This is a genomic window from Clostridium gallinarum, from assembly GCF_014836325.1.
GTDB classification, from domain to species: Bacteria; Bacillota; Clostridia; order Clostridiales; family Clostridiaceae; genus Clostridium; species Clostridium gallinarum.
This window is the reverse complement of record NZ_JACSQZ010000006.1, coordinates 59,233-82,223: the sequence shown is the minus strand read 5'-3', so window position 1 is coordinate 82,223 and position 22,991 is coordinate 59,233. Positions and strand designations below refer to the sequence as shown.

Here is a 22,991-nt window from a genome sequence, read left to right as displayed (position 1 = left end):
ATAATATTATGTAATTATATTTATGTTCAATATTCAAAAAATTAAAATCATTGGTAATTATTCTCAACAACTCTATTGACTATTTTTTAACACTTTGTTATTATTAATATATGATAATGATTTTCAATACGAGGTGAATAAAATGAGTCTATGTGATTTAAATTTAGGTGAAAAAGCAATAATTAAAGAAATTAGTGGAGATGAAAAGCTTGCTAAAAGATTACTTGCACTTGGATGCATTGAAGGAACTGAAATAGAACTTAAAAGAGTAGCTCCTCTAGGTGATCCAATAATAATTAATCTAAGAGGATTTGATTTAGCTATTAGGAAAAAGGATGCTAAAAACATATTTTTAGCAGTTTAGGAGGAATTACAATGAAAACAGTAGCGTTACTCGGTAATCCGAATGTAGGAAAGACCACACTATTTAACTTACTAACAGGCTCCAATCAAAGAATTGGAAATTGGGCTGGGGTTACAGTTGATAAAAAAGAAGGTTTTTTTGAAGATGTAAAAATTGTTGATTTACCTGGAATATATGCAATGGATACTTTTTCTAACGAAGAAAAAATATCAAAATCATTTTTAGAAAATGAAGAAGTAGATATTATTTTAAATATAATAGACGCCTCTAATATAGATAGAAATTTATACTTAACAACTCAATTAAAACAATTTAATAAGCCTATAATTTTAGCCGTTAATATGATAGATGTAGCTGAAAAAAAAGGAATTAACTTAGATTTTAATAAACTTTCAAAACTTCTAAATGTAATTGTTATTCCAATTGTTGCATCTAAGGGTAAAGGAATAGATGAAATAAAAAATATATTAACGACTAATGAACAATTCCTAAAAGTAGATTCTAATAACTATAACTTTAAAAACGAAAAAGAAACTTACGAATATATAGAAGATATACTAAAAAAATGTAATAAGACTATGGATATTAATAAAAGTACTTTCAAAGATAAAATAGATAATATTCTTTTAAATCCTTGGTTAGCCTATCCATTATTCATATTAAGTATGGCTTTAATGTTTCAAATAACTTTTTCTTGGATAGGACAACCTATTTCTGATTGGTTAGATGGATTATTAAACGATAATTTACTACCTTTATTAACAAATTTATTATCAAATACATCACCATGGTTTCAATCACTTATTGTTGATGGTATTGTAGCAGGTGTAGGTGGAATTTTAGTACTGCTACCTATAATATTAGTACTATTTGCTTGTATATCAATTCTTGAAGATAGTGGTTACATGTCAAGAGTAGCTTTTATTATGGACAAACTAATGAGGAAAATGGGCCTTTCTGGTAAAGCCTTTATACCAATGATAGTTGGATTTGGATGTACAGTTCCTGCTATTATGTCTGCAAGAACATTAGAAAGTGAAAAAGATAGAAAGCTTACAGCTTTATTAGTTCCACTAATGAGTTGTAATGCAAGATTACCTGTTTATGCAATTTTTGCAGCAGTATTTTTTCCTAATTACACTGGACTAGTTGTTGCATTACTTTATTTACTTGGTGTAATATTAGCCTTTATTTTAGGAATAATATTTAAGAATACTTTATTTAAAAAGGATGAAGAGCCATTTATCATTGAACTTCCTGAATATAAGCTACCTTCATTTAAAAATGTATCAAAACAAATTTTAGAAAAAGCAAAAAGTTTTTTAATTAAAGCTGGAACAATTATATTTTCTATGAGCGTAGTTATTTGGTTCTTATCAAACTTTAGTTTTAGTGGAATGGTTGATGTAAATGATAGTATATTAGCTACAATAGGAAACTTTATAGCACCTATATTAAAACCATTAGGTTTTGGTAATTGGCAAAGTTCTGTTTCATTATTAACAGGTCTTTTAGCTAAAGAAACTGTTGTATCATCTATGGGAGTTATATTTGCTGGTGATCTAACTGCTACTCTTCCACTTTATTTTACAGCAGCATCTGCTATATCATTTTTAGTCTTTGTACTTTTATATACTCCTTGTATATCAGTTATTGGTGCAATGAAAAAAGAATATGGAACTAAATTCACTTTATTTTCAATAACTTATCAATTAATTTTAGCTTGGGTAGTTTCATTTGCTGTTTATCATATAGCTAATTTAATATTATAAAAAGAAGGTGTTATAATGGAAATATTAATTACACTTATTATAGTTGCTTTTGCAGCCTATGTAATTTTCAAAACTGTCCGTAAGTCTTCTAAAGGTGGCTGTAATTGCGGAAGTTGTTCTAACCATTGCCCAATGTATGAAGAAAAAGAAACTACACTTAAGATAGAAAAGAAATAAAATAAGAGATAAACATTATATTCCTTGCTCCGTCGCATGCGCTCCAAGTCGCCGTCATACAATGTTTATCTCTTTACAAACTAAAGGAAGGAAAGGATAAATAGTTAATAATAGGTGATAACTATTTATCCTTTCCTATATATTTAAAAATTAAGAAGGCTATTAAAGCCTTCTTAATTTTTTTCTGCGTTTTTTATAATATCATGATTTTTAATCATTAATCTTTCATAATATATTTTTATAGTTGCTGCTGTAGGAGAAGCTAATAGCATTCCAATTGGTCCAAAAAAACCTCCACCTATTATTACAGCTACTATTATTACTAATGCCCTAACTCCTACCTTATCCCCTATAAGTTTAGGATCTAAGTACCAACCATCAAATAATTGAAGAGCTAGTAAAACTAAAAAGACAATAATCCCCTTAGTTGGAGAAACAAAAACATTAAATAAAAATCCAATTATTTCACCTACTAACGGACCAAAGTAAGGTATCATATTAGTTACACCAACTATTATTGCTAGTAAAAAAGCATATTCAGATTTCACTATAGCTAATAATATTAATGCCATAGTTCCTATAATTGCTGAGTCTATAGCTTTTATTCCTATATATGCTCCAATCATACTATGATAAATTCTTACAGCTTCAATTATTTTTTTTGCCTTTTCTTCCTTAAGAATTAGAAAAGTTATTTTTTTACTTTCTCTTATAATTCTATCCTTGTCAATCAACACATAAATTGATATTAATAATCCTAAAAATATTTTTACTAATTGACTTGAAAAAGCAAATACATAACCTAATGCTCCTTCCAAAATGGTAACAGCCATACTTCCAAATTGGGTTATAAGCTCATTTACATTTTGCATAGTTCCTGTATTTATTATAATTTCATGAATAGCCTTATTGTTTAAAATATTATCTATCCAACCTTGAGCTTCCTTTATATAACTTGGAACATTTGATATGATATCTATGGAACTATTAATCATATTTGGCATTAAAAATATAAATGCTATTACTATTAGTGCAGTTAGTAATAAATATGAATATAAAATAGATATTCCTTCTTTAAGCTTAAACTTTTTCCTTATAAATTTCACTAACGGATTTAATATATATGCAATTACAAAACCATAAACTACAGGTAATAATAATGTCCATAATTTTTTTATAATATTAAAAAAATAATTATAATTTTCTATAAGTTTATATCCAATAATCCCAAATAAGATAACTAATAATAGAGTTATTAATATATCTTTATTTTTAATATTTTTAAAAATATTCTTCATCCTCCTTTACTTTAATCATAAAACTTTAATTTAGTAATTATAGTAAGAAAAGTATAAATAGTTAATGTAATTATAACTCTCTATACTTTCCTTTTTATTTTAATTATATTAATATTTTTATATTTTACATTTTTTCTACTACTTCAATTCCTATTAAAGATAATGAGTTCTTAATAACTTGACATGTAGCTTTTACTAAGTTAATTCTAGCTTCTTTTAAAGCTTCATCTTCTAAATTTAGAACAGAATGAGCATTGTAGAATTTATTAAATAATTTAGCTACTTCTATTGCATATCTTGTTATAATAGAAGGTTCTAACTTCTCTGTAGCTTGATGTATTTGCTTTCCAAATCCTTCTAAAGCTTTAATTAATTCAAATTCTTCTTTAGAATCTAGTTTAGAATAATCAGCAACTCCTTTTAACTCTCCTGCTCTATTTAAAATACTATTTGCTCTAGCATATGAGTATTGAACGTATGGACCTGTTTCTCCTTCAAATGAAAGCATTTCCTTCCAATCAAATACTATATCTTTTTCTCTTGAGTTCTTTAGATAAGTAAATACAATTGCACCTACGCCTATTTTCTTAGCAACTTCTTCTTTATTTTCTAATTCTGGATTCTTTTCATTTATTATTTCTAAAGTCTTATCTACAGATTCCTTTATTAAATCATCTAATAAGATAACTTCTCCCTTTCTTGTTGAAAGCTTTCTGTCTGCAAATTTAACTAATCCAAATCCTACGTGAACACAATCCTTTGCCCATTCATGTCCTGCAAGCTCTAATACCTTAAATACTTGTTTAAAATGTAGTGCTTGAGGAGTTCCAACAACATAAATGCTCTTATAGAAATCATAAGTTTTCTTTCTATACATAGCTGCTGCTAAATCTCTCGTAGCATATATAGATGCTCCATCACCTTTTAAAACTATACAAGGTGGCATATTGTATTCATCTAGCATAACAACTTGCGCACCATTACTTTCTACTAAAAGATTCTTTTCTTTTAATTCATTAACTACTACATCCATTTTATCATTGTAGAAAGCTTCTCCAGCATATGAGTCAAATTTAACATCAAATACTTCATATATTCTTTCAAATTCTTTTAAGCTTAGATCTCTAAATCTCTTCCATAAAGCCTCAACATCCTTATCGCCATCTTCTAAGGCTTTAAAGTATGCTCTTCCTTCATCTTCTAAGGCAGGATCTTTTTCTGCTTCATCATGGAATTTAACATATATTCTTAAAAGTTCATTAATAGCATTTTCTTCTAGAGCTTTTTCATTTCCCCATCTTTTATAAGCAGATATAAGCTTACCAAATTGAGTTCCCCAGTCACCTAAATGATTTATTCCTTCTACAGTATAACCTTCTTTTTTAAATAATTTATATAAAGAATTACCTATAGCAGTAGTAAATAAATGACCTACATGGAAAGGCTTTGCTATATTTGGAGATGAGTATTCTACACATACTGTTTTACCTTCTCCAATATTACTTGAGCCATAACTTTCTCCATCATTTAATACTTTTTCAATAGTATTTTTAGTAAATTCACTTTTATCAACAAAGAAATTCACATATGGTCCAACATTGATTATTTTTTCAAATCCTTCAGGATTTAATTTTCCTTTTAACTCCTCTGATATCATATTAGGGGCTTTTCTAAATGCTTTTGCTAATTGAAAGCATGGAAATGCAAAATCTCCCATTTCACTTTTAGGTGGAATTTCAATTAATTTTTCTATACTTTCAATATCCATATCAACATGTTGTTTTATTAATTCAGCAACTTTTTTCTTATAATCCATTTGTATCCTCCTCATTTATAATTTTTATATTTTTTTAATTAAATATAAAATATATTTTATTATTTTTTATAACAAAAAATCGCCTCTTAAATATAAGAGACGAATAAATCCGCGGTACCACTCTGATTGCAATAATGCCACTCAATGCTTTAACGCAGCAAACGAACTATCCTACTTAATTTCAGTAGCTATCTCCAAGGCTCTCTTCCTAATATTCTATCTTATAAGGCTCTCACCATCCCTTAATCGCTGAAAGAATCAAATACAGTACTCTTCTCTTCATAGATTTTATTTATTATTCTGTTACAATATCAACATTATACATAACTAGAAGATTTATTGTCAACCTTAAATATATAGTACAATCTATACATTATAAATTTAAATGTTATAATATTATTAATAATTATTTTTCACAAAATATATTTATTAAAGGAGTTATTATGGATAGGATTGGTGTCATTGATATAGGTCCAAGTTCCCTTAGGCTTATGTTAACTGAGGTTGATGAAAATGGATATTTTAAGATAATTGATGAATTAAAAACATCAATTAGATTATGTCACGATTTAGTTACTGATTATGGAATTTGTGATATAAACTTCAAAACTATACTTACTTCATTAAGGGCTTATAAATCTTTATGTACTGTGTCTGGAGCAAGTAAAATATTTGCTGTAGCAACAGAATCCTTAAGAGAAGCTAAAAATAAGGATTTACTTCTTCCTCTTATAAAAAAAGAACTTAATATAGATATAAGAGTTTTAAGCTGCGAAGAAGAAATATATTATAACTTCTTAGGAATAAGAAGAAGTATGTACGTAGAAAATTCCCTAATGGTAGAAGTTGCTGGAACTGATACACACTTAGCTTGGGTTCAAGGAGATAAAATAATTAAAAATGTAACTTTACCTTTAGGTAGCGTAAACTTTACATATAATTTTAATTTACAAGATAGAATATTACCTCAAGATTTAAATAACGCTTTTGATTCTCTATCATCTCTTTTAGATGATATTGACTGGCTTAAAGAAACAAAATTTGACTCTATAATAGGCATAGCTTCTATCATTAGAAATATAGGGAAAATTGATAGAGCTAGGAAAAGATATCCTTTTGAAATACCACATAACTATGAACTAACAGATATAGATGTTCAAGAAATATTTAATTTATTAAAATGTAAGAATTTTAAACAAAGAGAAAAATTAGAAGGAATTGAACCTGAAGTTTCTGATATAATAGTGGGTGGTACAGCAATATTTAAGAAAATAGTTAATACTGTTATGTGTAATAAAGTAATTATTTCATCAAGAGGATTAAGAGAAGGCTTAATATATGAATATATTAAAGAAAATCATAATATTCCTGAAGATATATTAGATTACAATATTGATGGTATACTGAATATTTTAAATTCAGATAAAAATCATGCTAAAAATGTATTTAATATCACATATAATTTATTTAATGCCTTAAAACCTCTTCATCACTTAGGAGATGAATTTTATAACATTATAAAAACATCTTCAATGTTGCACGACTGTGGTATTAGTATAAATTATTATAATCATCATAAACATTCTTTCTATGTGATTTTAAACTCAAATATAAATGGATTAACTCATAAAGAATTATTAATGAGTGCTTCTATAGCTGCCTCACATAGATTTAATAACTATCAAACTACAATAGCACCTTTTTCATCTATAATAAATCAGTTAGATTTAAAAACAATTAAGTATATTGGTGTTTTATTAAAAATAGCTGAAGGTCTAGATAGAAGTTTAGTTGGAGCTGTTAAAGATTTTAAAGTAACATTAGCTGATGAGACTGTAACTATAACGGTTTATTCTGACATAAATGTGGATTTCGAAATTAGTCAAGCTTTAAGAGCAAGTGAAAAATTCAAAGAAATCTATGGAAAAAATCTTATTATTAAATCAAATTAAAATACTTTACTATAAAGGGGATGTCTGCAGACATCCCCTTTAGCTTTTATTTACTGTATTTTTAAATAAATATTCCTAAAATTAATCCTGCTATCTTTGCAAATAAGCTAAAAATTAATACAACCGGATATTTTAATATATAACTTCCTAATAATACTATAGCTAAAAGTATTACTATTTGATATTCATATAACTTTGATCCATATCTATAAAAGTTCTTAGGACTAATTTCTCTAAATAAATCAAAACCTGCAAGACCTGGAATTGGTAATAAATTAAATACAAATAAATTTATGTTTATTAAACTAATATTCCATAACATCTCATATCCTATATTAGCAATAGAATATGGTAATACTCTAATTGAAAAGTTTCCCCATAATAAAAGTATGAACATTGTAATAAAAGCTACTAAAAGATTAACTAATATCCCAGCTAAAGTAACTTTTATTTCATCTTTATATCCTCTTTTAAAAGCACTTGGATTAGTTTCAACCGGCTTAGTCCATCCAAAACCAGTTAATATTATCATTAGAAATCCCATCAAATCTATATGATCTAATGGATTTAAACTTAATCTACCTTGAAACCTCGGTGTTTTATCTCCTAATTTATCTGCCATCTTAGCTCTTGCATACCCTTGTGCAACAAAGGCTATTAATATTGCAGGTATAATAATTATTTTCTGATATAAATATGATGACATATATATCCTCCTCTTTTCTTTTTTATGATTATATCATAACTTTCTATAAATAACTTACTTTATATTTATTTTCAAAAAAGTGGAATGCATTATACATTCCACTTTAAAACATAAAGACTTATATTTTATTACAAATTTTAAGGATTTGATGGTTTTTGAGTTGTTTGCCCTTCTTCTTTATGAACTTCAGAATTAGGATTCTGAGTTGAAGTGCTTCCATCTGTACCTGTTCCGTTAGTTTCTCCTCCATCAGTTCCGTCAGTTGCTCCATCCGGACTTGTTACTCCTTCATTTGATCCAGGTGTTGTTCCTTCTTGTTGCGTTCCTGAATTATTACTTCCACCATTATTGTTTCCACTATTAGTACCTCCATTATTTGGCGTACTGTTATTTACATCATTTTGATTATTAGAAGGTTTCTCTTCCTTAGGAGGAGTTGGTGTTATAGTTTCTTCTTGATTTTTATCATTGTAATCTTCTGGTTTTATATTATAAATCGAATTATATCTTGCTTCTTCTGCATCATACATAGCAGCAACATTTTCAACTGAAATCAAATCAAACTCCTCTGGATTTGGAAGCTTATCATTAAATATAAAATCATGCATGATTTTAGAATTTTGCTCTAAATCTATAAGTAAACACCAACCTCTATCCTTATAAAGATTATCTCTTGCTATAAGTTCAGTTTGTGGTATTTGTAATTGTTCAAAATCTAAACTCGGTAATTTGTATATAGTATAAGCTAAATTTAAAGCTTCTGGTATATCAATATTAGTTTTTACTTGTTTAGCTAAAGAATTTGCTATACTTACATATTTTAAAGGATTAACTTCCTTTAATTTTGTAGCTATTTGTAATAATACTTTATTTTGTCTTTCTCCTCTTTCAAATCCACCATTTCCAACATATCTAATTCTTGCATAGGAAAGAGCTTGTTGACCATTTAATGTTTGAAGACCAGTTTCAGTTATTGGCGGTGAATTAACACCTGTTGATTCACCAATATATTTATTAACTTCATCTATTTCATAATCTTTAATATCTGCTTCTATTCCACCAATTTCATCTATTATAGCTTCAAATCCCCAGAAATTAACTATTATATATTTATCTAAATGAATATTAAAATTTTCTTCAATAGTTTCCATAAGTAAAGAAGCTCCACCTTCTGCTCCCCTTAAGTTTCCTTTATCATCTAATTCTGAAGCGCCAAAAAAGAATGCGGAATTTATTTTATTTTCTCCATACTCCGGAATATCTACTAAAGTATCTCTAATTATAGATGTTAACTTAACCTTTTTATTATTATTATCTAAGGTAGCTATAATTATGGAATCAGATCTTGCTGGTTCATCATTAGTTCTTCCATCAGTGCCTATTAATAAAACATTGGTAATTCCTTCAACTTCTTTATAACTTACTTCTTTTTTAGTAGTTGATGGAGTTGGCTCAACATAAACTTGACTTCTTATGTAGTAATAATACCCCACTGGTATTGCAATTAATAAGGCTAGTATCCCCAAAATAGTAATTATTAAAATTTTATTTCTTTTTTTCTTCTTATTCTTTTTAGTCTTTCTCCCTTTTATTGATTGATTTTCATCCATTATAATTTTCTCCTTATCTAATAAACTATATAGATTTTTTATCTTCCATAATAATACTTATTTAATTATACACAATAATTTTGTCTTTTTCATTACAAAATTATAACATTATATATAATTTTCTTACTTTTTAATAAATTTTTAATTATATTTTATACTTCTTATGTTTTATTTGTTTATTTTCTGTAATTCTTGTCAAGAATGAAGGTAAGGAGTGATATATATGAAGAATTTTAAAAATGAGGAATCTACAAAAAGAAATTTAGTTACTAAACAAAGATTTGCTTTTTTACTATCATTAGCTACTTTATTAACAATTTCATTTTGTGCTAGTTATTTTATTACCGATTACCTTACTAATCCAACTAGAAAATCTTCTAAAGTTGATGATGAAAATAAAAATGTATATGCAGATAATAAATACTTAAGCGATGACCTTTTCATTACTTTAAAAACAAAGGATGAAGTTGATATAATTGATACACTATCTAACATAATCACAAAATATAATTTAAAAGAAAAACTTACAGAAGAAGAGCTATCAAATGAACTCTCAAAGAATGGATATAATTTATCAGAAAAAAATGAACAAAAGCTTACATTTACTAGAGAAAAAGAAGTTAATAGTACTAACCTATCTCCTAATAAATATTACCTTGGGGAAGAAAACGGATATATTTCTGTATTTAAAACCGATTCAAAGGGAGAAATTATTGAATCTGAAAAAAAAGTATATAGTGATTCTAAACCTATAAGTAATTTACCAGAAACAGATCAAAACTATATTAAGGAAAATAAATTTTCTTTTGATAGCAAAGATGAAGCATTACAAAAACTAAGTGAAATGATATCTTAAATTATACTTATAACTTTTAATAAAAGGGATTAAATAACCCTTTTATTTTTTATATTTTATCTTAAATTTTCTTTATTTTTATGGATTAATCCAAAAATACTTCATAGTACGACACCTTTTTATATAACTTAAATATAAATATAATGTAATATATTTAATTTTTATTAAATAAAAATTAAATTATAAATTTTCAAAAAAAATTTTTATTTTTTTATTTACATATTTAGTTTAACCTATTAATATATATTTATTGCCCTAATATTTAAATTAAAATTTGGAGGTTTGTTTTATGAAAATTAGTATTATAGATATGCCTTTATACTACGGATGCGATAATCCTGGAGTAGAAAAAGGTCCAAAAGTTTTAAGAGAGAACAACCTTCTAGATATCTTTAATAAAAGCCATGAAGTCTGTGATATGGGCGAAGTTCATGTAAAAAATGTTTCTTCAAATGATAAATACGCAGCAAACGCAAAAATGAAGTATTTAGATGAAGTTGTAAGATCAAATAATGGACTAGCTGATAAAGTTTATGAGTCCTTAAAAAATTCATCTCTTCCACTTATAATAGGTGGAGATCATGCATTAGCAATAGGAAGTATTGCTGGAAGTAGTAAGTTTTTTGAACAAGATCTTGCAGTTGTTTGGGTAGATGCTCACGGTGATATAAATACACCAGAGACCTCTCCATCAGGAAACATTCACGGTATGCCTTTAGCTAGTTCTATGGGAATTGGACATGAAATTTTAACAAATGTTTATTATTCTGGCCAAAAGGTTAAACCTGAAAATGTATTTTTATTAGGTTGTAGAGACTTAGATTTAGGTGAACTTGAAATAATTAAGGAATATAATCTAAATGTATGGACCATGAAAGATATTAAAACTAAGGGCATTAAAACTATATTAATAGAATTATTAGAAGCTATAAAAAAATCTAATGTTAAAAATATTCATTTTAGCTTTGACATAGACAGCTTAGACCCATCATATGTACCAGGAACAGGAACTCCTGTTGAAGATGGATTATCCTTTTCTGAAGGTAAAGAAGTTATTGAAACTATCATAAACACTTCTTTAGTAAGATCAATGGATTTTGTAGAATTTAACCCTACGTTAGATAATAATCAAAGAACTTTAGAAACTTGTCTTGAACTATTAAAAGTTGTTTCTAAGTCCTTTGAAGGCAAATAGAATTTTATAATATAAATTAAATATCTTAATATAAGGACTGTTTAAATGAAAACAGTCCTTATTTTTTAAAATCCTTTTAAATTTCCTTTCATTTTATGTTATTATATAATATATATTAATCTTAGGAGGATATAATGAAACTATTATTTTTTGATACAGAAACTACTAGTATAAAACCAGGCAACATATGTCAATTAAGTTATATAGTAATAGATGCTTCAACAAAGCCACAAAAAACTACTGGTAAAAACTTTTTCTTTACAGTCGATAGTATGGATGAAGGAGCTGAAGCTATTCATGGTTTTTCTTTGGAGAAACTTTATGAACTTTCTGATGGAAAGGAATTTTTAGAATTTGTTCATGAATTTATGCCAGACTTTTTTGATGCTGATTTTATAATTGGTCATAATGTACAATTTGATGTAAAATTCTTAAAACACGAATTACAACAATTATGGGAAGCAGGTCTTATAGATACTACTTGGGAGCCTAAACGTACTTTTTGTACAATGGCATACTATAAGCCAATCTGCAACATATTTAATCCATCTGGAACAGTTAAAAATCCTAAGCTTGCAGAGGTAATAGATTACTTAGGAATTACAGAAGAACAAATTGCTAATAAAGCAAATGAACTTTTTGAAGGTAGTGGTAATTATCACGATGCAAGATTCGATACAGCTGCAACATATCTAACAGTTATACAAGGTATGAAAAAAGGATTAATTCCAGCAGGATATTTTTCAAACTTACTTAAATAAAAAAGTGTTAAAGTATCATATCCAGGTTCCGTCGCAAGCTCCAAGTCACCTTGCTATGATACTTTAACACTTCCAAACTTAAGGATTGAAATTATAAAAATGGCTGCAATTGAATTTACAGCCATTTTTATATTATTTTTAAAACTTCCGCTAGGAGTTTATTAATAAAATTTTAATATTCTCCAAAATATTTTTCTTTTAACTTCTTACAAACTTCTTTATCCATAGCTGGAACTCCATCTAATCTATATTTCATTCCTAGATTTTCGTATTTATTTTTACCCAATAAATGGTATGGTAATAATTCTACCTTTTCAACATTATCTAAAGAGCCAACAAATTCCTTTAGTTTTTCCATATATTCATCACTATCTGTTTCTCCTGGTAAAACCACTTGTCTAATCCAAAGCTTAGTTTGATTTTTTCTCACAGCCTCTAAGAACTTATTAGTTTCATCAATTTTAAACCCAGTTAGTTCTAAATATCCTTTTTCAGTTAAGTGTTTAACATCATATAATACTAAATCAGTATATTTAAGTATTTCTTCATAATCTCCAAATCCAACACCTGATGTATCTAAGCAAGTATGTATCCCTTCAGATTTACAAGCTTTTAATACTTCTAGTAAAAATTCAGGTTGTCTAAGTGGATCTCCACCAGAAAAAGTAACTCCCCCTCCAGATGTTTGGAAATAACTTTTAAATCTTTTAATTTTACTTACTACTTCCTCAACAGTATATTCTGTACCAGTATTTTCATTCCATGTATCTGGATTATGACAATACGTACATCTTAATTTACAACCTTGAAAAAAAACTACTACTCTAATTCCTGGCCCATCTACAAGCCCCATAGTTTCAATTGAATGTATTCTACCTTTTATCATTTATTTTCACCTCTATTAATAAAACAAATTATCTAAAATTGCTTATAATAAAACAAATTATCTAAAATTGCTTAATAATTATAATTTTTATATTATAATTTGTCCACTCTCCAATATATTTTTAATATATACATCCTAGTGCCTTAGATAGTTTTATACTTATATCATCACCAGCTACTTTTTTAACTATATTTATACATAATTCAATATGACTTATTAAATTACTCGAAATCATTATTTTTCCATTATCAACAAAATTTTTATTTATTTTTATTACATTTTCTATTTCGTAATCACAGTTTGGTATAGATATTCCTTTTATATTATATAATCCATTTAAGAAGTATAATCCATTGGAAAATGTAGCTATATAATTACACTGACTATATACTTTTTCTATATATTTAAATAGAAGATTCTTATTTATAGCTTCTTTAACTCCTTCTCCTCCTGGAATAAATACTATATCTGGATAAAATTCTTCATTAATAAAATCACTTTCATCTGATACAGTATATAACTCAAAATATTTTTCATTTAAAATTTCATTTACTTTATTGAATATATAAAAAATAATAGAATATTCTGTTAAACTGATATTTTCATATTTTAAAATAGCTATGGTTTTTTTATCTTTTATTTTACAATTTAAAAATCTCTTTTTAGTTAATTTATAAGTCCCTTGATTTCTAAAATTATTTAGCTCTTCAAAGCCAATTTTCTTTAATAAAGCTTTTCCTGCACTTGTAGTTGTTGAGTCTATTATTGCCTCACCACCAAATTCAAAAAAATAATATTCTAAAAGTAATCTTAGCGCCTCTTCTCCATAACCATTACGCCTATTATCATAATGAATTTTGATATTTATCCTTGCTACCTTTGTTGCAGAATTATAACCATGAAAGCTAACTTCCCCTATGGGATTTTCATTTAAATCATAAACTAAACAATAAAAATTTTTGCCATCAGTTGGATTTATCATTTTTTTATAGAACATATCCCATTTATCCTTTGGAAAGAAATACCCCTCTCCCAAGTCATCCATATTTCTTTTATCCGCCCATAAATCTTTAACAAAAGATAATTCATTAAATTCTGGAGACTTTATATAAACCAATTGACCATTTCTTCTATATAAATTTAAATTTTTATTCATTATACCACCTATAAATATTTCCTTCTTTTAAAGTCAATATATAATTAACTATCTCATAAAATGAAAGTTTTATCAACAAGTATAAGCATTATCTAATATTTACCGTAAACAAATTACTATATTTTATTAATTATACTAATACTTATTAAAATATATCAATTTAATAAAATAAGATTATATCTACTTTCTAAAGATTCTTAATTTTTCTCATTTAATTATCTTCTTTTTAAATATTTAGTATTACTAAACTTTAAGTGTTGTTTTATTAAACAATCCAAAAACAAAATCCACCATACCTTAATAATACCAATGATTCTAAAGAATAATTTTTTTCATATTTTTTATAAAAAAACATTGATTTATTTATAATAAATCTATATAATTACTATTGTTTGTTTAGTAATTTTAAACCTAAGGTTTAGTATAAGAAAATATATAAGACGGAAGGTGTATTTGTGGAAATCGGTGAAAAGATACGTAGACTTCGTATCGAAAAACAATTAACTCAAGAGGAATTAGCTAATAGATGTGAATTATCTAAAGGCTTTATATCCCAAGTAGAAAATGATTTAACTTCCCCTTCAATAGCAACTTTAATAGATATATTAGAAATACTTGGAACCAATTTAACAGAGTTCTTTAGTGATGCTAGTGAAGAAAAGGTTACTTTTACATATGAAGATATGTTTGAAACAGAAAATGAAGACTTGAAGTATAAACTAATGTGGCTTATACCAAATGCTCAAAAAAATGAAATGGAACCTATTATGATAACTTTAGAACCTGAAGGGCAATATATAGAAGAAGAACCTCATCAAGGTGAAGAATTTGGATATGTATTATCTGGAACTATAATATTACACTTAGGAAATAAGAAATTTAAAGTTAAAAAAGGGGAAAGTTTTTATTTTAAACCTAAATCTAACCACTATATTTCAAATGCTGGGAAAACTCCAGCAAAAGTAATTTGGATTAGTACTCCACCATCATTTTAAATTTGTAGAAAGAGGTGTTTATTTTGAAACAAAATATTATAGAATTAAAAGGTGTCTCTAAAACTTTTGAAGATAACTGTGTTTTAGATAACCTTTCATTAAATATTAAAAAGAATGAATTTTTAACATTACTTGGACCTAGTGGATGTGGAAAAACCACAACACTAAAAATTATTGCTGGTTTTGAAGAAGCTGATACAGGAGAGGTTCTATTTAATGGAACTGATATCTCTTCTTTACCTCCATATAAGAGGCAAGTAAACACCGTATTCCAAAAATATGCTTTATTTCCTCATATGAATGTTTATGAAAATATAGCTTTTGGATTAAAAATAAAGAAAACCCCTAAAGATGAAATAGATAAAAAAGTAAAAGAAATGCTAAAACTAGTTGCTCTTGAAGGTTTTGAAAAAAGAAAAATTGACTCTTTAAGTGGTGGTCAACAACAAAGAGTAGCAATTGCTAGAGCTCTTGTTAATGAACCTGAAATTCTTCTACTTGATGAGCCACTTGGAGCATTAGATTTAAAACTTAGAAAAGAAATGCAAATAGAACTTAAAAGAATTCAACAAAGACTTGGAATAACTTTTATATTCGTAACTCACGATCAAGAAGAAGCATTAACTATGTCTGATACAATTATAGTTATGAATAAAGGAAAGATTCAACAAATGGGATCTCCAGAAGATATATATAACGAGCCTGCTAATGCTTTTGTAGCTGATTTTATAGGTGAAAGTAATATATTTGATGGAAAAATGCTTGATGATTTTAAAGTTGAATTTTCTAATAGAGTATTTGATTGCGTAGATAAAGGATTTAATAAAAACGAATTAATTGATGTAGTTATAAGACCTGAAGATATAAAAATGGTACCTGAAGATAAGGGTATGTTAAAAGGAATTGTAAAATCAATAATATTTAAAGGAGTTCACTACGAAATAGAAGTTGAAGAAGGAAATAATAAATGGATATTACACAATACTAAATTTGCAGAAGTTAATTCAGTAATTGGATTAGATATTTATCCAGAAGATATTCATATTATGAGAAAGGTATCTAACTAATGAATAAGTCAAAGGTATCTAGAAAGAATATTGCTTCATATCCATTTATCTTTTGGAGTATTTTATTTATTATAATTCCTTTATTAATAGTTTTATTTTTTGGTTTTACAGTATCTACCCCTGATGGCTATGCTTTTTCAGTTGAAAACTTTAAAAGATTAGTTCAACCTCAATATATTAAAGTTTTTGAAAGAAGTTTATGGCTTGCATTTTTATCTACATTTTGGTGTTTAATACTTGGTTATCCTGTAGCCTATATTATTTCTAAAATGAAACCATCAAAGGGTAATATTTTAATTATGTTATTTATAGTTCCGATGTGGATGAATTTCTTGCTTAGAACTTACGCTTGGTTACCTATACTAGGCAAAAATGGATTTATAAATAATCTTCTTGGTTATATTGGTCTTGGACCTTTTAACTTCCTATATAATGATGGTGCTGTAATCTTAGGTATGATATATAACTTTTTACCTTTTATGGTATTACCTATCTACACAGTATTAACTAAAATAGATACTAATCTATTAAATGCTGCTGCTGATTTAGGTGCAAATAGAAGTCAAATTTTCAGAAAAATAGTTTTACCTTTAAGTATGCCTGGAGTAATATCTGGAATTACAATGGTGTTTATGCCAGCTGTTTCTACTTTCGTAATTTCTAGATTATTAGGTGGTGGACAATATACACTTTTAGGAAACTTAATAGAACAACAATTCACTACTATGGGTGATTGGAACTTCGGTTCATCAATATCAATATTTATGATGGCAATTATTTTAATTTGTATGGCTATAATGAGTTTATTTGATAGCTCTGAAGCTAAAGAAGGAGGCGGACAATTATGGTAAAAGGATTTGAAAACTTTATTAAAAAGTTTTATTTAGTAATAATTTTCATATTTTTATATATGCCTATTGCTGCCTTAATAATTTTCTCATTTAATGATTCTAAAACTATGGGAAAATGGTCTGGTTTTACTTTAAGATGGTATGTTGAATTATTTAATAATGACACAATTTTAAAAGCATTATTTTATACTATTGTTATTGCAATAATTTCTTCATTAGTTGCAACAGTAATAGGAACCTTAGCTGCTATTGGCATTAATAAAATGAAGGGTCCTAAAAAAGCCCTACTATTAAATATAAATTATTTACCTGTTTTAAATCCTGATATAGTAACTGGTATTGCACTAATGAGTTTATTCATATTTATAAGACCTATTACTAAATTAGATTTTGGATTTACTACAATGTTGCTTGCTCATATTACATTTAATATTCCATATGTAATACTTGCAGTTTTACCTAAACTTAGACAACTTCCAGAAAATATAGAGGATGCTGCTCTAGACTTAGGTGCTACTCCATTTTATACTTTAAGAAAAATAATATTACCTCAAATTAAACCTGGTATTTTTGCTGGTATGCTTATGGCATTTACAATGTCTGTAGATGATTTTGTTATAAGCTTCTTTACAACAGGACCAGGAGTTACAAACCTATCAATAGAAATATTTGCAATGGCTAGAAGAGGTATTAAACCAGAAATAAATGCCCTTTCTACTCTAATGTTTGTAACAGTATTAACACTTCTATTAATAGCTAATAGAAAAGAATTTACAAGAGGTGATAAAGTTGAAAAAGCTTAAAAAATTTGTTGCTTTAATATCATCATTAGTTTTAATATCCTCATCTTTTGTTGGATGTAAAAACAATGAAGATAGCGGAAAAAGAACTTTAAATGTATTTAATTATGGTGACTATATAGATGAAGACTTAATAGATAAGTTTGAAGAAGAAACAGGTATAGAGGTTGTTTATGATACTTATGAATCAAATGAGATAATGTATCAAAAGGTAAAAAATAGTCCTGGTACCTATGATTTAATTTTCCCTTCCGACTATATGGTTGAGAAAATGTTAAAAGAAGATATGCTTGAAAAAATAGATTTTACTAATATACCCAACTATGCAAATATAGGAGAAGATTTTAAAAACTTACCTTATGACCCTAATAATGAATACTCTGTTCCATATATGTGGGGAACAATAGGAATAATATATGATGCTGATAAAGTTACTGAAAAAGTAGACAGCTGGGATATATTATGGAATTCTAAATATAAGGGTGAAATTTTTATGTTTGACTCAATAAGAGATACCTTAGCTATTTCCTTAGCAAGATTAGGTTACTCTATAAATTCTATTAATAAAGAAGAGTTAGATGAAGCAGCTAATGAGCTTATTAAACAAAAACCTTTAGTTCAATCTTATGTAATGGATGAAGTTAAAGATAAGATGATAAATGGTGAAGCTCTATTTGCTACTGTTTATTCTGGTGATGCAATCTTCATTCAAGAGGAAGCTTCTGATTTAAATCTTCAATATGTTGTTCCTAAAGAAGGTTCTAATAAATGGTTTGATGTTATGGTTATTCCAAAAGGAGCAAAACATAAAACTGAAGCAGAAGAATTTATAAATTTCTTATGCGATCCTGAAAATGCAAAACAAAATGTTGAGTATATAGGTTATGCAACACCTAATGCTGCTGCATATGAACTTTTAGATATAGAAACTCAAGAAGATGAAACAGTTTATCCATCAGAAGAAGTTTTAGATAAATGTGAAATCTTTAAGGATTTAGGAAGCGACATTAAACTATATGACGATTCCTGGTTAAAAGTAAAAATCAATTAAAAAAGGAGCTGTTAAAAACAGCTCCTTTTATTCATACGTATTAATAATTTTTCCTATTAAATTTTTATTAACTGCATATGGCTTTATAAGCACTAATGACTTTTCCATAATTGCCCTCTATTTAAAACTTTCCTTTAAATTATAGCATTGATTTATTATATTGAATAACTCTATTTAGAATATTCTTTATTTTAATACTCTATGGTATAATTTTATATATTTCTATATCCAAGGAGGATAATATGGTTAGATATTATATAGTAGTTTCTGGTAGAGTTCAAGGAGTTGGTTTTAGATACTTCTGTCAAATGAATGCTTTAAATATGAATTTAACTGGCTGGGTACATAATATGTCAAACGGTATGGTAGAAATGGAAGTTCAAGGAGATAAAAACTTAATACTAAAATTTATTAGTATTATAAATAAAGGAAACTTCTTTATTAGAGTAACCTCTATTTCGAAAAAAGAAATAAACATAATCCCAACGGAAAAGAAATTCACAATAAAATAAAAACACCTTTTATAATGAAAAATTAAGAATGAAGAATGTAGAATTTAGGAAAAAAAATCCTTCTGATTTTTACAAAAAGTGCTTCGCACCAATATATTTTAAGTTTTGCTGTGCAAAACATCCTTAATTTTACATTCTACATTATACATTATTCATTTAAAGATTGCTTCGCAATCTTATCGTAGAGCATTAAATTATTTTCTTGAATTACTCTTATAAGCTTATCTGCATATATTAAATTTCCTTCTTCATCCTTAGTTGTGCTATATCCTGCATCTTCCAAAGCTTGTGCTTGTTCCTTATAATTTTTACCTTCAAAAAGCCCATTATTTCTATATCTTTCGTTTTCGTATAAAAATTTACCGTGATCTCTAATTGATGATTTAAAGTTATCGTAAGCTCTAAATGCTCCAACTATTACATCATCATAGTTTTCTTTGGTTTCTATCTCTGCTGTATTCCCACTCCATCTATTATCAGCCTTTATTCCAAAAAGGTTGTTATATTCTTCAGATAAGGTAGAATCTCCCCACCCCGATTCTAAAATAGCTTGAGAAATAGTAATTGATGGTAAGATTCCGTAATCCTTATAATTATCAATTGCGACTTCATATATATTTTTTATGAACTCTATTTTTTCTTCATCCTTTGATAGTTTTTCATTGATATAATTATTTTCTAAAGCCTTTAAGTTATTATTTGCTAACTCTTCTTGATTAGAGTTAAATTTCAAATTTTTGATTGAAACTTTAAATGTATTTATACCAATTACCTTTCCATTTTTATCTTTCTTTATCAATGCTTCTCCTATTTTACTTATATTATCTTCTTTTATTTCAAAACTTTCATTATTTAAAACAGAATTAATTGCAGCAACTTCTTGCCAATTTATTTGATATCCTTCTTTGCTTAATTCATCTGCTAAATTTATATAACTTATAATTTGATCTTTTGATAAATGAATTTCATCCTTACTTTTCTCCTTTAAATTAAAGGTTGCTATAAAAGTTGTTCCTATAAGAACCATAATGAATATTAGAGATAAAAATAATTTATTTGTTTTACTATCTATATATGATTTTTTTATATCATTTAATCCTCTATAAGTCCCTCTATATTGCAAATTTTCACCCCACTTTACTTAATAATATCATCATATAATTCTATTCATAAATTTTATATCTTATTAATAAATTCCAATTAATATTTAATAAAATAAGAGATAAACATTATATTCCTTGCTCCGTCGCATGCGCTCCAAGTCAATCTCATACAATGTTTATCTCTTTGCAAACTGAAGGTTGGAAATTATAAAAATGTTATTCACAGGGTAACACTTTTATAATTTCCAAAAGAATAAAAAGTGTGTTATATAATTATTTTACATAACACACTAAATATTTAAATTTTAGATTCTATACAGAAATACATTCTTTATCTACTTCCTTTAATTCATAAAAATAATTTTCTGTTTCTTCTATAACTACTTTTCTTAATCCTATTAAAGCTACTAAATTTGGAATAGCCATTAATCCATTTACTATATCTGCTATAATAAAAATCATCTCTAAAGGCAAAAATGATCCTAATCCTACTAATAAAATAAATATAAATTTATATGGCTTTATTCCCTTTACTCCATATAAATATTCTATACATCTTTCACCATAATAATTCCATCCTAATATAGTTGTAAAAGCAAAAAATATAAGACCTATATTTACTATATATTTACCAATTATAGATATAGGAAGTCCTGCTTCAAAAGCTGCTGTTGTTAATGCTGCTCCTTCTAGATTTCCACTAAAACTACCTGTTATAACTATTACTATACCTGTCATTGAACAAATGATTATTGTATCTATAAAAGTTCCTGTCATTGAAATTAATCCTTGTCTTACTGGAGAATTTGTTTTAGCTGCAGCCGCTGCAATTGGAGCACTACCAAGACCTGCTTCATTAGAAAACACTCCTCTTCCAATTCCTCTTTGCATTGCTATTGATATAGTTATTCCAGCAGCACCACCTAAAGCTGCTTTAGGATTAAAAGCACTTTCTATAATAAGTGCAATAGATGATGGTATTTTATTAAAATTAAATATTAAAACTAGCATAACTCCTAATATATATAAAATTGCCATGAATGGCACTACTTTTTCTGATACCTTTGATATTCTTTGTATTCCTCCTAGCGTTACTAATGCTACTAACAATGTAACAACTATAGCTGTAACTATTATAGGTATATTAAACCCTATTTGTGCTGCATCTGCAATTGATTTTACTTGTCCAAAAGTTCCTATTCCAAGTAACGCAACTCCAACCCCAAATATTGCAAATAACTTAGCTAACCAATTTAATCCTAAACCATTTTTTATATAATACATTGGTCCACCAGACATTTGCCCATTTTCATCAACTTCTCTATATTTTATTGCAAGAACACCTTCTGCATATTTTGTTGCCATTCCAAAAAAAGCTGCAATCCACATCCAAAATAATGCTCCTGGACCTCCTGCTTTTATAGCTGTTGCTACACCTACTATATTTCCTGTTCCTATAGTTGCAGATAAAGCTGTACATAATGCTCCATAACTTGATACATCACCCTTAGCATCATCATCTTCTTCTTTTGAAAAGATATACTTAAAAGCTAATGGTAACCTAAAAATTTGAAGTAATTTAAGTCTTATGGTTAAATAAATACCTGTCCCAACCAATAATATTAATAATGGTGGTCCCCATATTATGCTGTCTACAGCACTTAGTAATAATTGAATTTTGTTTAACATAAAAAAATCCCCCTTAAAATTATTTTACGGAGGAGAATAGATAACACGAATAGGCTATATACTTATAACCTAAACTTTTACCCTATCCCCTGTCCTTTTACCTGAGAGTTTCAATAACTAAATTATTAGTTACCTTGCTCCTTCGGTGCTCTTTACGAGTCTCTCCAGAGGTTCGTCCAATAGCGGTCCTAATACCTGAAAGATTTACTTCTTCGGTGGATTTATAAAAATCACTCTCCCACTACCTTCAACCGAACGTTATTAAATTATAGAATTATTATATATTTATATTTTATTTATTTCAAGAATAATTTTAACAAAAGACTATATATAATATTATTAAATTATCAATATTAAGTATTTAATAATATTAT

General features: G+C 27.0%; 21 protein-coding genes, 2 riboswitches and 1 other annotated feature. Of the genes, 13 read left to right on the top strand and 8 right to left on the bottom strand.

Features of this window, described 5'->3' with window-relative positions; genetic code table 11:
- Positions 1-142 precede the first annotated feature (142 nt).
- The 3 genes from H9660_RS02775 to H9660_RS02765 are packed head-to-tail and all read left to right on the top strand — an operon-like array spanning position 143 to position 2,313.
- Positions 143-364 (top strand): FeoA family protein, encoded by a 222-nt coding sequence (locus H9660_RS02775; protein ID WP_191748325.1) that lies wholly within the window; start codon positions 143-145, stop codon positions 362-364.
- A gap of 11 nt (positions 365-375) precedes the next feature.
- On the top strand, positions 376-2,136 hold the full coding sequence (feoB, locus tag H9660_RS02770; protein ID WP_191748323.1) for a ferrous iron transport protein B: 1,761 nt from the start codon (positions 376-378) through the stop codon (positions 2,134-2,136).
- Positions 2,137-2,151: 15 nt separating this feature from the next.
- On the top strand, positions 2,152-2,313 hold the full coding sequence (locus tag H9660_RS02765) for a FeoB-associated Cys-rich membrane protein (RefSeq protein WP_191748321.1): 162 nt from the start codon (positions 2,152-2,154) through the stop codon (positions 2,311-2,313).
- A 173-nt stretch (positions 2,314-2,486) separates the two neighbouring features.
- On the opposite strand, the gene H9660_RS02760 is transcribed toward H9660_RS02765, so the two are convergent.
- Complete coding sequence (locus tag H9660_RS02760) at positions 2,487-3,611, bottom strand: AI-2E family transporter (protein WP_191748319.1); 1,125 nt, start codon at positions 3,609-3,611, stop codon at positions 2,487-2,489.
- A 124-nt stretch (positions 3,612-3,735) separates the two neighbouring features.
- A complete protein-coding gene (argS, locus tag H9660_RS02755) occupies positions 3,736-5,427 on the bottom strand; it encodes an arginine--tRNA ligase (protein ID WP_191748318.1) in 1,692 nt (563 codons plus the stop codon).
- Positions 5,428-5,519: 92 nt separating this feature from the next.
- Positions 5,520-5,719, bottom strand: a binding site (T-box leader).
- A gap of 151 nt (positions 5,720-5,870) precedes the next feature.
- On the opposite strand from argS, the gene H9660_RS02750 reads away from it, so the two are divergent.
- On the top strand, positions 5,871-7,379 hold the full coding sequence (locus tag H9660_RS02750) for a Ppx/GppA phosphatase family protein (protein WP_191748316.1): 1,509 nt from the start codon (positions 5,871-5,873) through the stop codon (positions 7,377-7,379).
- Positions 7,380-7,440: 61 nt separating this feature from the next.
- Here H9660_RS02750 and H9660_RS02745 read toward each other — a convergent pair whose 3' ends face one another.
- Complete coding sequence (locus tag H9660_RS02745) at positions 7,441-8,085, bottom strand: site-2 protease family protein (protein WP_191748314.1); 645 nt, start codon at positions 8,083-8,085, stop codon at positions 7,441-7,443.
- A gap of 137 nt (positions 8,086-8,222) precedes the next feature.
- A complete protein-coding gene (locus H9660_RS02740) occupies positions 8,223-9,695 on the bottom strand; it encodes an LCP family protein (protein ID WP_191748312.1) in 1,473 nt (490 codons plus the stop codon).
- Between the two features lie 223 nt (positions 9,696-9,918).
- Between H9660_RS02740 and H9660_RS02735 the strand changes: the two genes are divergently transcribed.
- The 3 genes from H9660_RS02735 to H9660_RS02725 all read left to right on the top strand — a co-directional run bounded on the left by H9660_RS02735 (position 9,919) and on the right by H9660_RS02725 (position 12,507).
- Positions 9,919-10,551: a hypothetical protein gene (locus H9660_RS02735; protein ID WP_191748310.1), complete on the top strand. Its 633-nt coding sequence runs from the start codon at positions 9,919-9,921 to the stop codon at positions 10,549-10,551.
- A gap of 289 nt (positions 10,552-10,840) precedes the next feature.
- Entirely contained in the window at positions 10,841-11,746 is a 906-nt protein-coding gene (gene rocF, locus H9660_RS02730; protein WP_191748308.1) for an arginase, read from the top strand.
- Between the two features lie 134 nt (positions 11,747-11,880).
- Positions 11,881-12,507: a 3'-5' exonuclease gene (locus H9660_RS02725; RefSeq protein ID WP_191748306.1), complete on the top strand. Its 627-nt coding sequence runs from the start codon at positions 11,881-11,883 to the stop codon at positions 12,505-12,507.
- A 172-nt stretch (positions 12,508-12,679) separates the two neighbouring features.
- On the opposite strand, the gene pflA is transcribed toward H9660_RS02725, so the two are convergent.
- Positions 12,680-13,393 (bottom strand): pyruvate formate-lyase-activating protein, encoded by a 714-nt coding sequence (pflA, locus tag H9660_RS02720; protein ID WP_191748304.1) that lies wholly within the window; start codon positions 13,391-13,393, stop codon positions 12,680-12,682.
- A gap of 121 nt (positions 13,394-13,514) precedes the next feature.
- Positions 13,515-14,549 carry a GNAT family N-acetyltransferase gene (locus H9660_RS02715; protein WP_191748302.1) on the bottom strand — a complete coding sequence of 345 codons (1,035 nt, stop codon included), beginning with the start codon at positions 14,547-14,549 and terminating at the stop codon, positions 13,515-13,517.
- Positions 14,550-15,004: 455 nt separating this feature from the next.
- Between H9660_RS02715 and H9660_RS02710 the strand changes: the two genes are divergently transcribed.
- From H9660_RS02710 to H9660_RS02680, 6 genes are all read left to right on the top strand, one after another.
- Positions 15,005-15,544, top strand: coding sequence for a cupin domain-containing protein (locus H9660_RS02710; protein WP_191748300.1), 540 nt, complete (start codon positions 15,005-15,007; stop codon positions 15,542-15,544).
- Positions 15,545-15,567: 23 nt separating this feature from the next.
- The gene (gene potA, locus H9660_RS02705; RefSeq protein WP_191748298.1) at positions 15,568-16,611 is read left to right on the top strand and encodes a spermidine/putrescine ABC transporter ATP-binding protein; all 1,044 of its coding nucleotides are present in this window, start codon (positions 15,568-15,570) and stop codon (positions 16,609-16,611) included.
- Positions 16,611-17,462 carry an ABC transporter permease gene (locus tag H9660_RS02700; RefSeq protein WP_191748296.1) on the top strand — a complete coding sequence of 284 codons (852 nt, stop codon included), beginning with the start codon at positions 16,611-16,613 and terminating at the stop codon, positions 17,460-17,462. The genes potA and H9660_RS02700 overlap by 1 nt, the downstream gene beginning before the upstream one ends.
- Entirely contained in the window at positions 17,456-18,265 is an 810-nt protein-coding gene (locus H9660_RS02695; RefSeq protein WP_191748294.1) for an ABC transporter permease, read from the top strand. Before H9660_RS02700 ends, H9660_RS02695 begins: the two co-directional genes overlap by 7 nt.
- Positions 18,252-19,313 (top strand): ABC transporter substrate-binding protein, encoded by a 1,062-nt coding sequence (locus H9660_RS02690; protein ID WP_191748292.1) that lies wholly within the window; start codon positions 18,252-18,254, stop codon positions 19,311-19,313. The genes H9660_RS02695 and H9660_RS02690 overlap by 14 nt, the downstream gene beginning before the upstream one ends.
- Before the next feature lie 242 nt (positions 19,314-19,555).
- A complete protein-coding gene (locus tag H9660_RS02680; protein ID WP_191748289.1) occupies positions 19,556-19,825 on the top strand; it encodes an acylphosphatase in 270 nt (89 codons plus the stop codon).
- A 148-nt stretch (positions 19,826-19,973) separates the two neighbouring features.
- Here the strand turns inward: H9660_RS02680 and H9660_RS02675 are convergent, their stop codons facing one another.
- Both H9660_RS02675 and H9660_RS02670 read right to left on the bottom strand, forming a co-directional pair.
- Positions 19,974-20,948 carry a glycoside hydrolase family 73 protein gene (locus H9660_RS02675; protein ID WP_191748287.1) on the bottom strand — a complete coding sequence of 325 codons (975 nt, stop codon included), beginning with the start codon at positions 20,946-20,948 and terminating at the stop codon, positions 19,974-19,976.
- A gap of 292 nt (positions 20,949-21,240) precedes the next feature.
- Positions 21,241-22,617, bottom strand: a complete 1,377-nt coding sequence (locus tag H9660_RS02670; protein WP_191748285.1) for an alanine/glycine:cation symporter family protein — start codon at positions 22,615-22,617, stop codon at positions 21,241-21,243.
- Positions 22,618-22,703: 86 nt separating this feature from the next.
- Positions 22,704-22,788, bottom strand: a riboswitch (glycine riboswitch).
- A gap of 2 nt (positions 22,789-22,790) precedes the next feature.
- A riboswitch (glycine riboswitch) is annotated at positions 22,791-22,868 on the bottom strand.
- Positions 22,869-22,991: the final 123 nt, after the last annotated feature.

Bases quoted from the DNA above. Each gene is read 5' to 3' on its own strand.
- feoB (WP_191748323.1), top strand. From the start codon at position 376: ATGAAAACAGTAGCGTTACTCGGTAATCCGAATGTAGGAAAGACCACA.
- H9660_RS02775 (WP_191748325.1), top strand. From the start codon at position 143: ATGAGTCTATGTGATTTAAATTTAGGTGAAAAAGCAATAATTAAAGAA.
- H9660_RS02670 (WP_191748285.1), bottom strand. From the start codon at position 22,617: ATGTTAAACAAAATTCAATTATTACTAAGTGCTGTAGACAGCATAATA.
- H9660_RS02765 (WP_191748321.1), top strand. From the start codon at position 2,152: ATGGAAATATTAATTACACTTATTATAGTTGCTTTTGCAGCCTATGTA.
- H9660_RS02725 (WP_191748306.1), top strand. From the start codon at position 11,881: ATGAAACTATTATTTTTTGATACAGAAACTACTAGTATAAAACCAGGC.
- H9660_RS02735 (WP_191748310.1), top strand. From the start codon at position 9,919: ATGAAGAATTTTAAAAATGAGGAATCTACAAAAAGAAATTTAGTTACT.
- H9660_RS02695 (WP_191748294.1), top strand. From the start codon at position 17,456: ATGGTAAAAGGATTTGAAAACTTTATTAAAAAGTTTTATTTAGTAATA.
- H9660_RS02760 (WP_191748319.1), bottom strand. From the start codon at position 3,611: ATGAAGAATATTTTTAAAAATATTAAAAATAAAGATATATTAATAACT.
- argS (WP_191748318.1), bottom strand. From the start codon at position 5,427: ATGGATTATAAGAAAAAAGTTGCTGAATTAATAAAACAACATGTTGAT.
- H9660_RS02740 (WP_191748312.1), bottom strand. From the start codon at position 9,695: ATGGATGAAAATCAATCAATAAAAGGGAGAAAGACTAAAAAGAATAAG.
- H9660_RS02745 (WP_191748314.1), bottom strand. From the start codon at position 8,085: ATGTCATCATATTTATATCAGAAAATAATTATTATACCTGCAATATTA.
- rocF (WP_191748308.1), top strand. From the start codon at position 10,841: ATGAAAATTAGTATTATAGATATGCCTTTATACTACGGATGCGATAAT.
- H9660_RS02715 (WP_191748302.1), bottom strand. From the start codon at position 14,549: ATGAATAAAAATTTAAATTTATATAGAAGAAATGGTCAATTGGTTTAT.
- H9660_RS02750 (WP_191748316.1), top strand. From the start codon at position 5,871: ATGGATAGGATTGGTGTCATTGATATAGGTCCAAGTTCCCTTAGGCTT.
- H9660_RS02680 (WP_191748289.1), top strand. From the start codon at position 19,556: ATGGTTAGATATTATATAGTAGTTTCTGGTAGAGTTCAAGGAGTTGGT.
- H9660_RS02700 (WP_191748296.1), top strand. From the start codon at position 16,611: ATGAATAAGTCAAAGGTATCTAGAAAGAATATTGCTTCATATCCATTT.
- pflA (WP_191748304.1), bottom strand. From the start codon at position 13,393: ATGATAAAAGGTAGAATACATTCAATTGAAACTATGGGGCTTGTAGAT.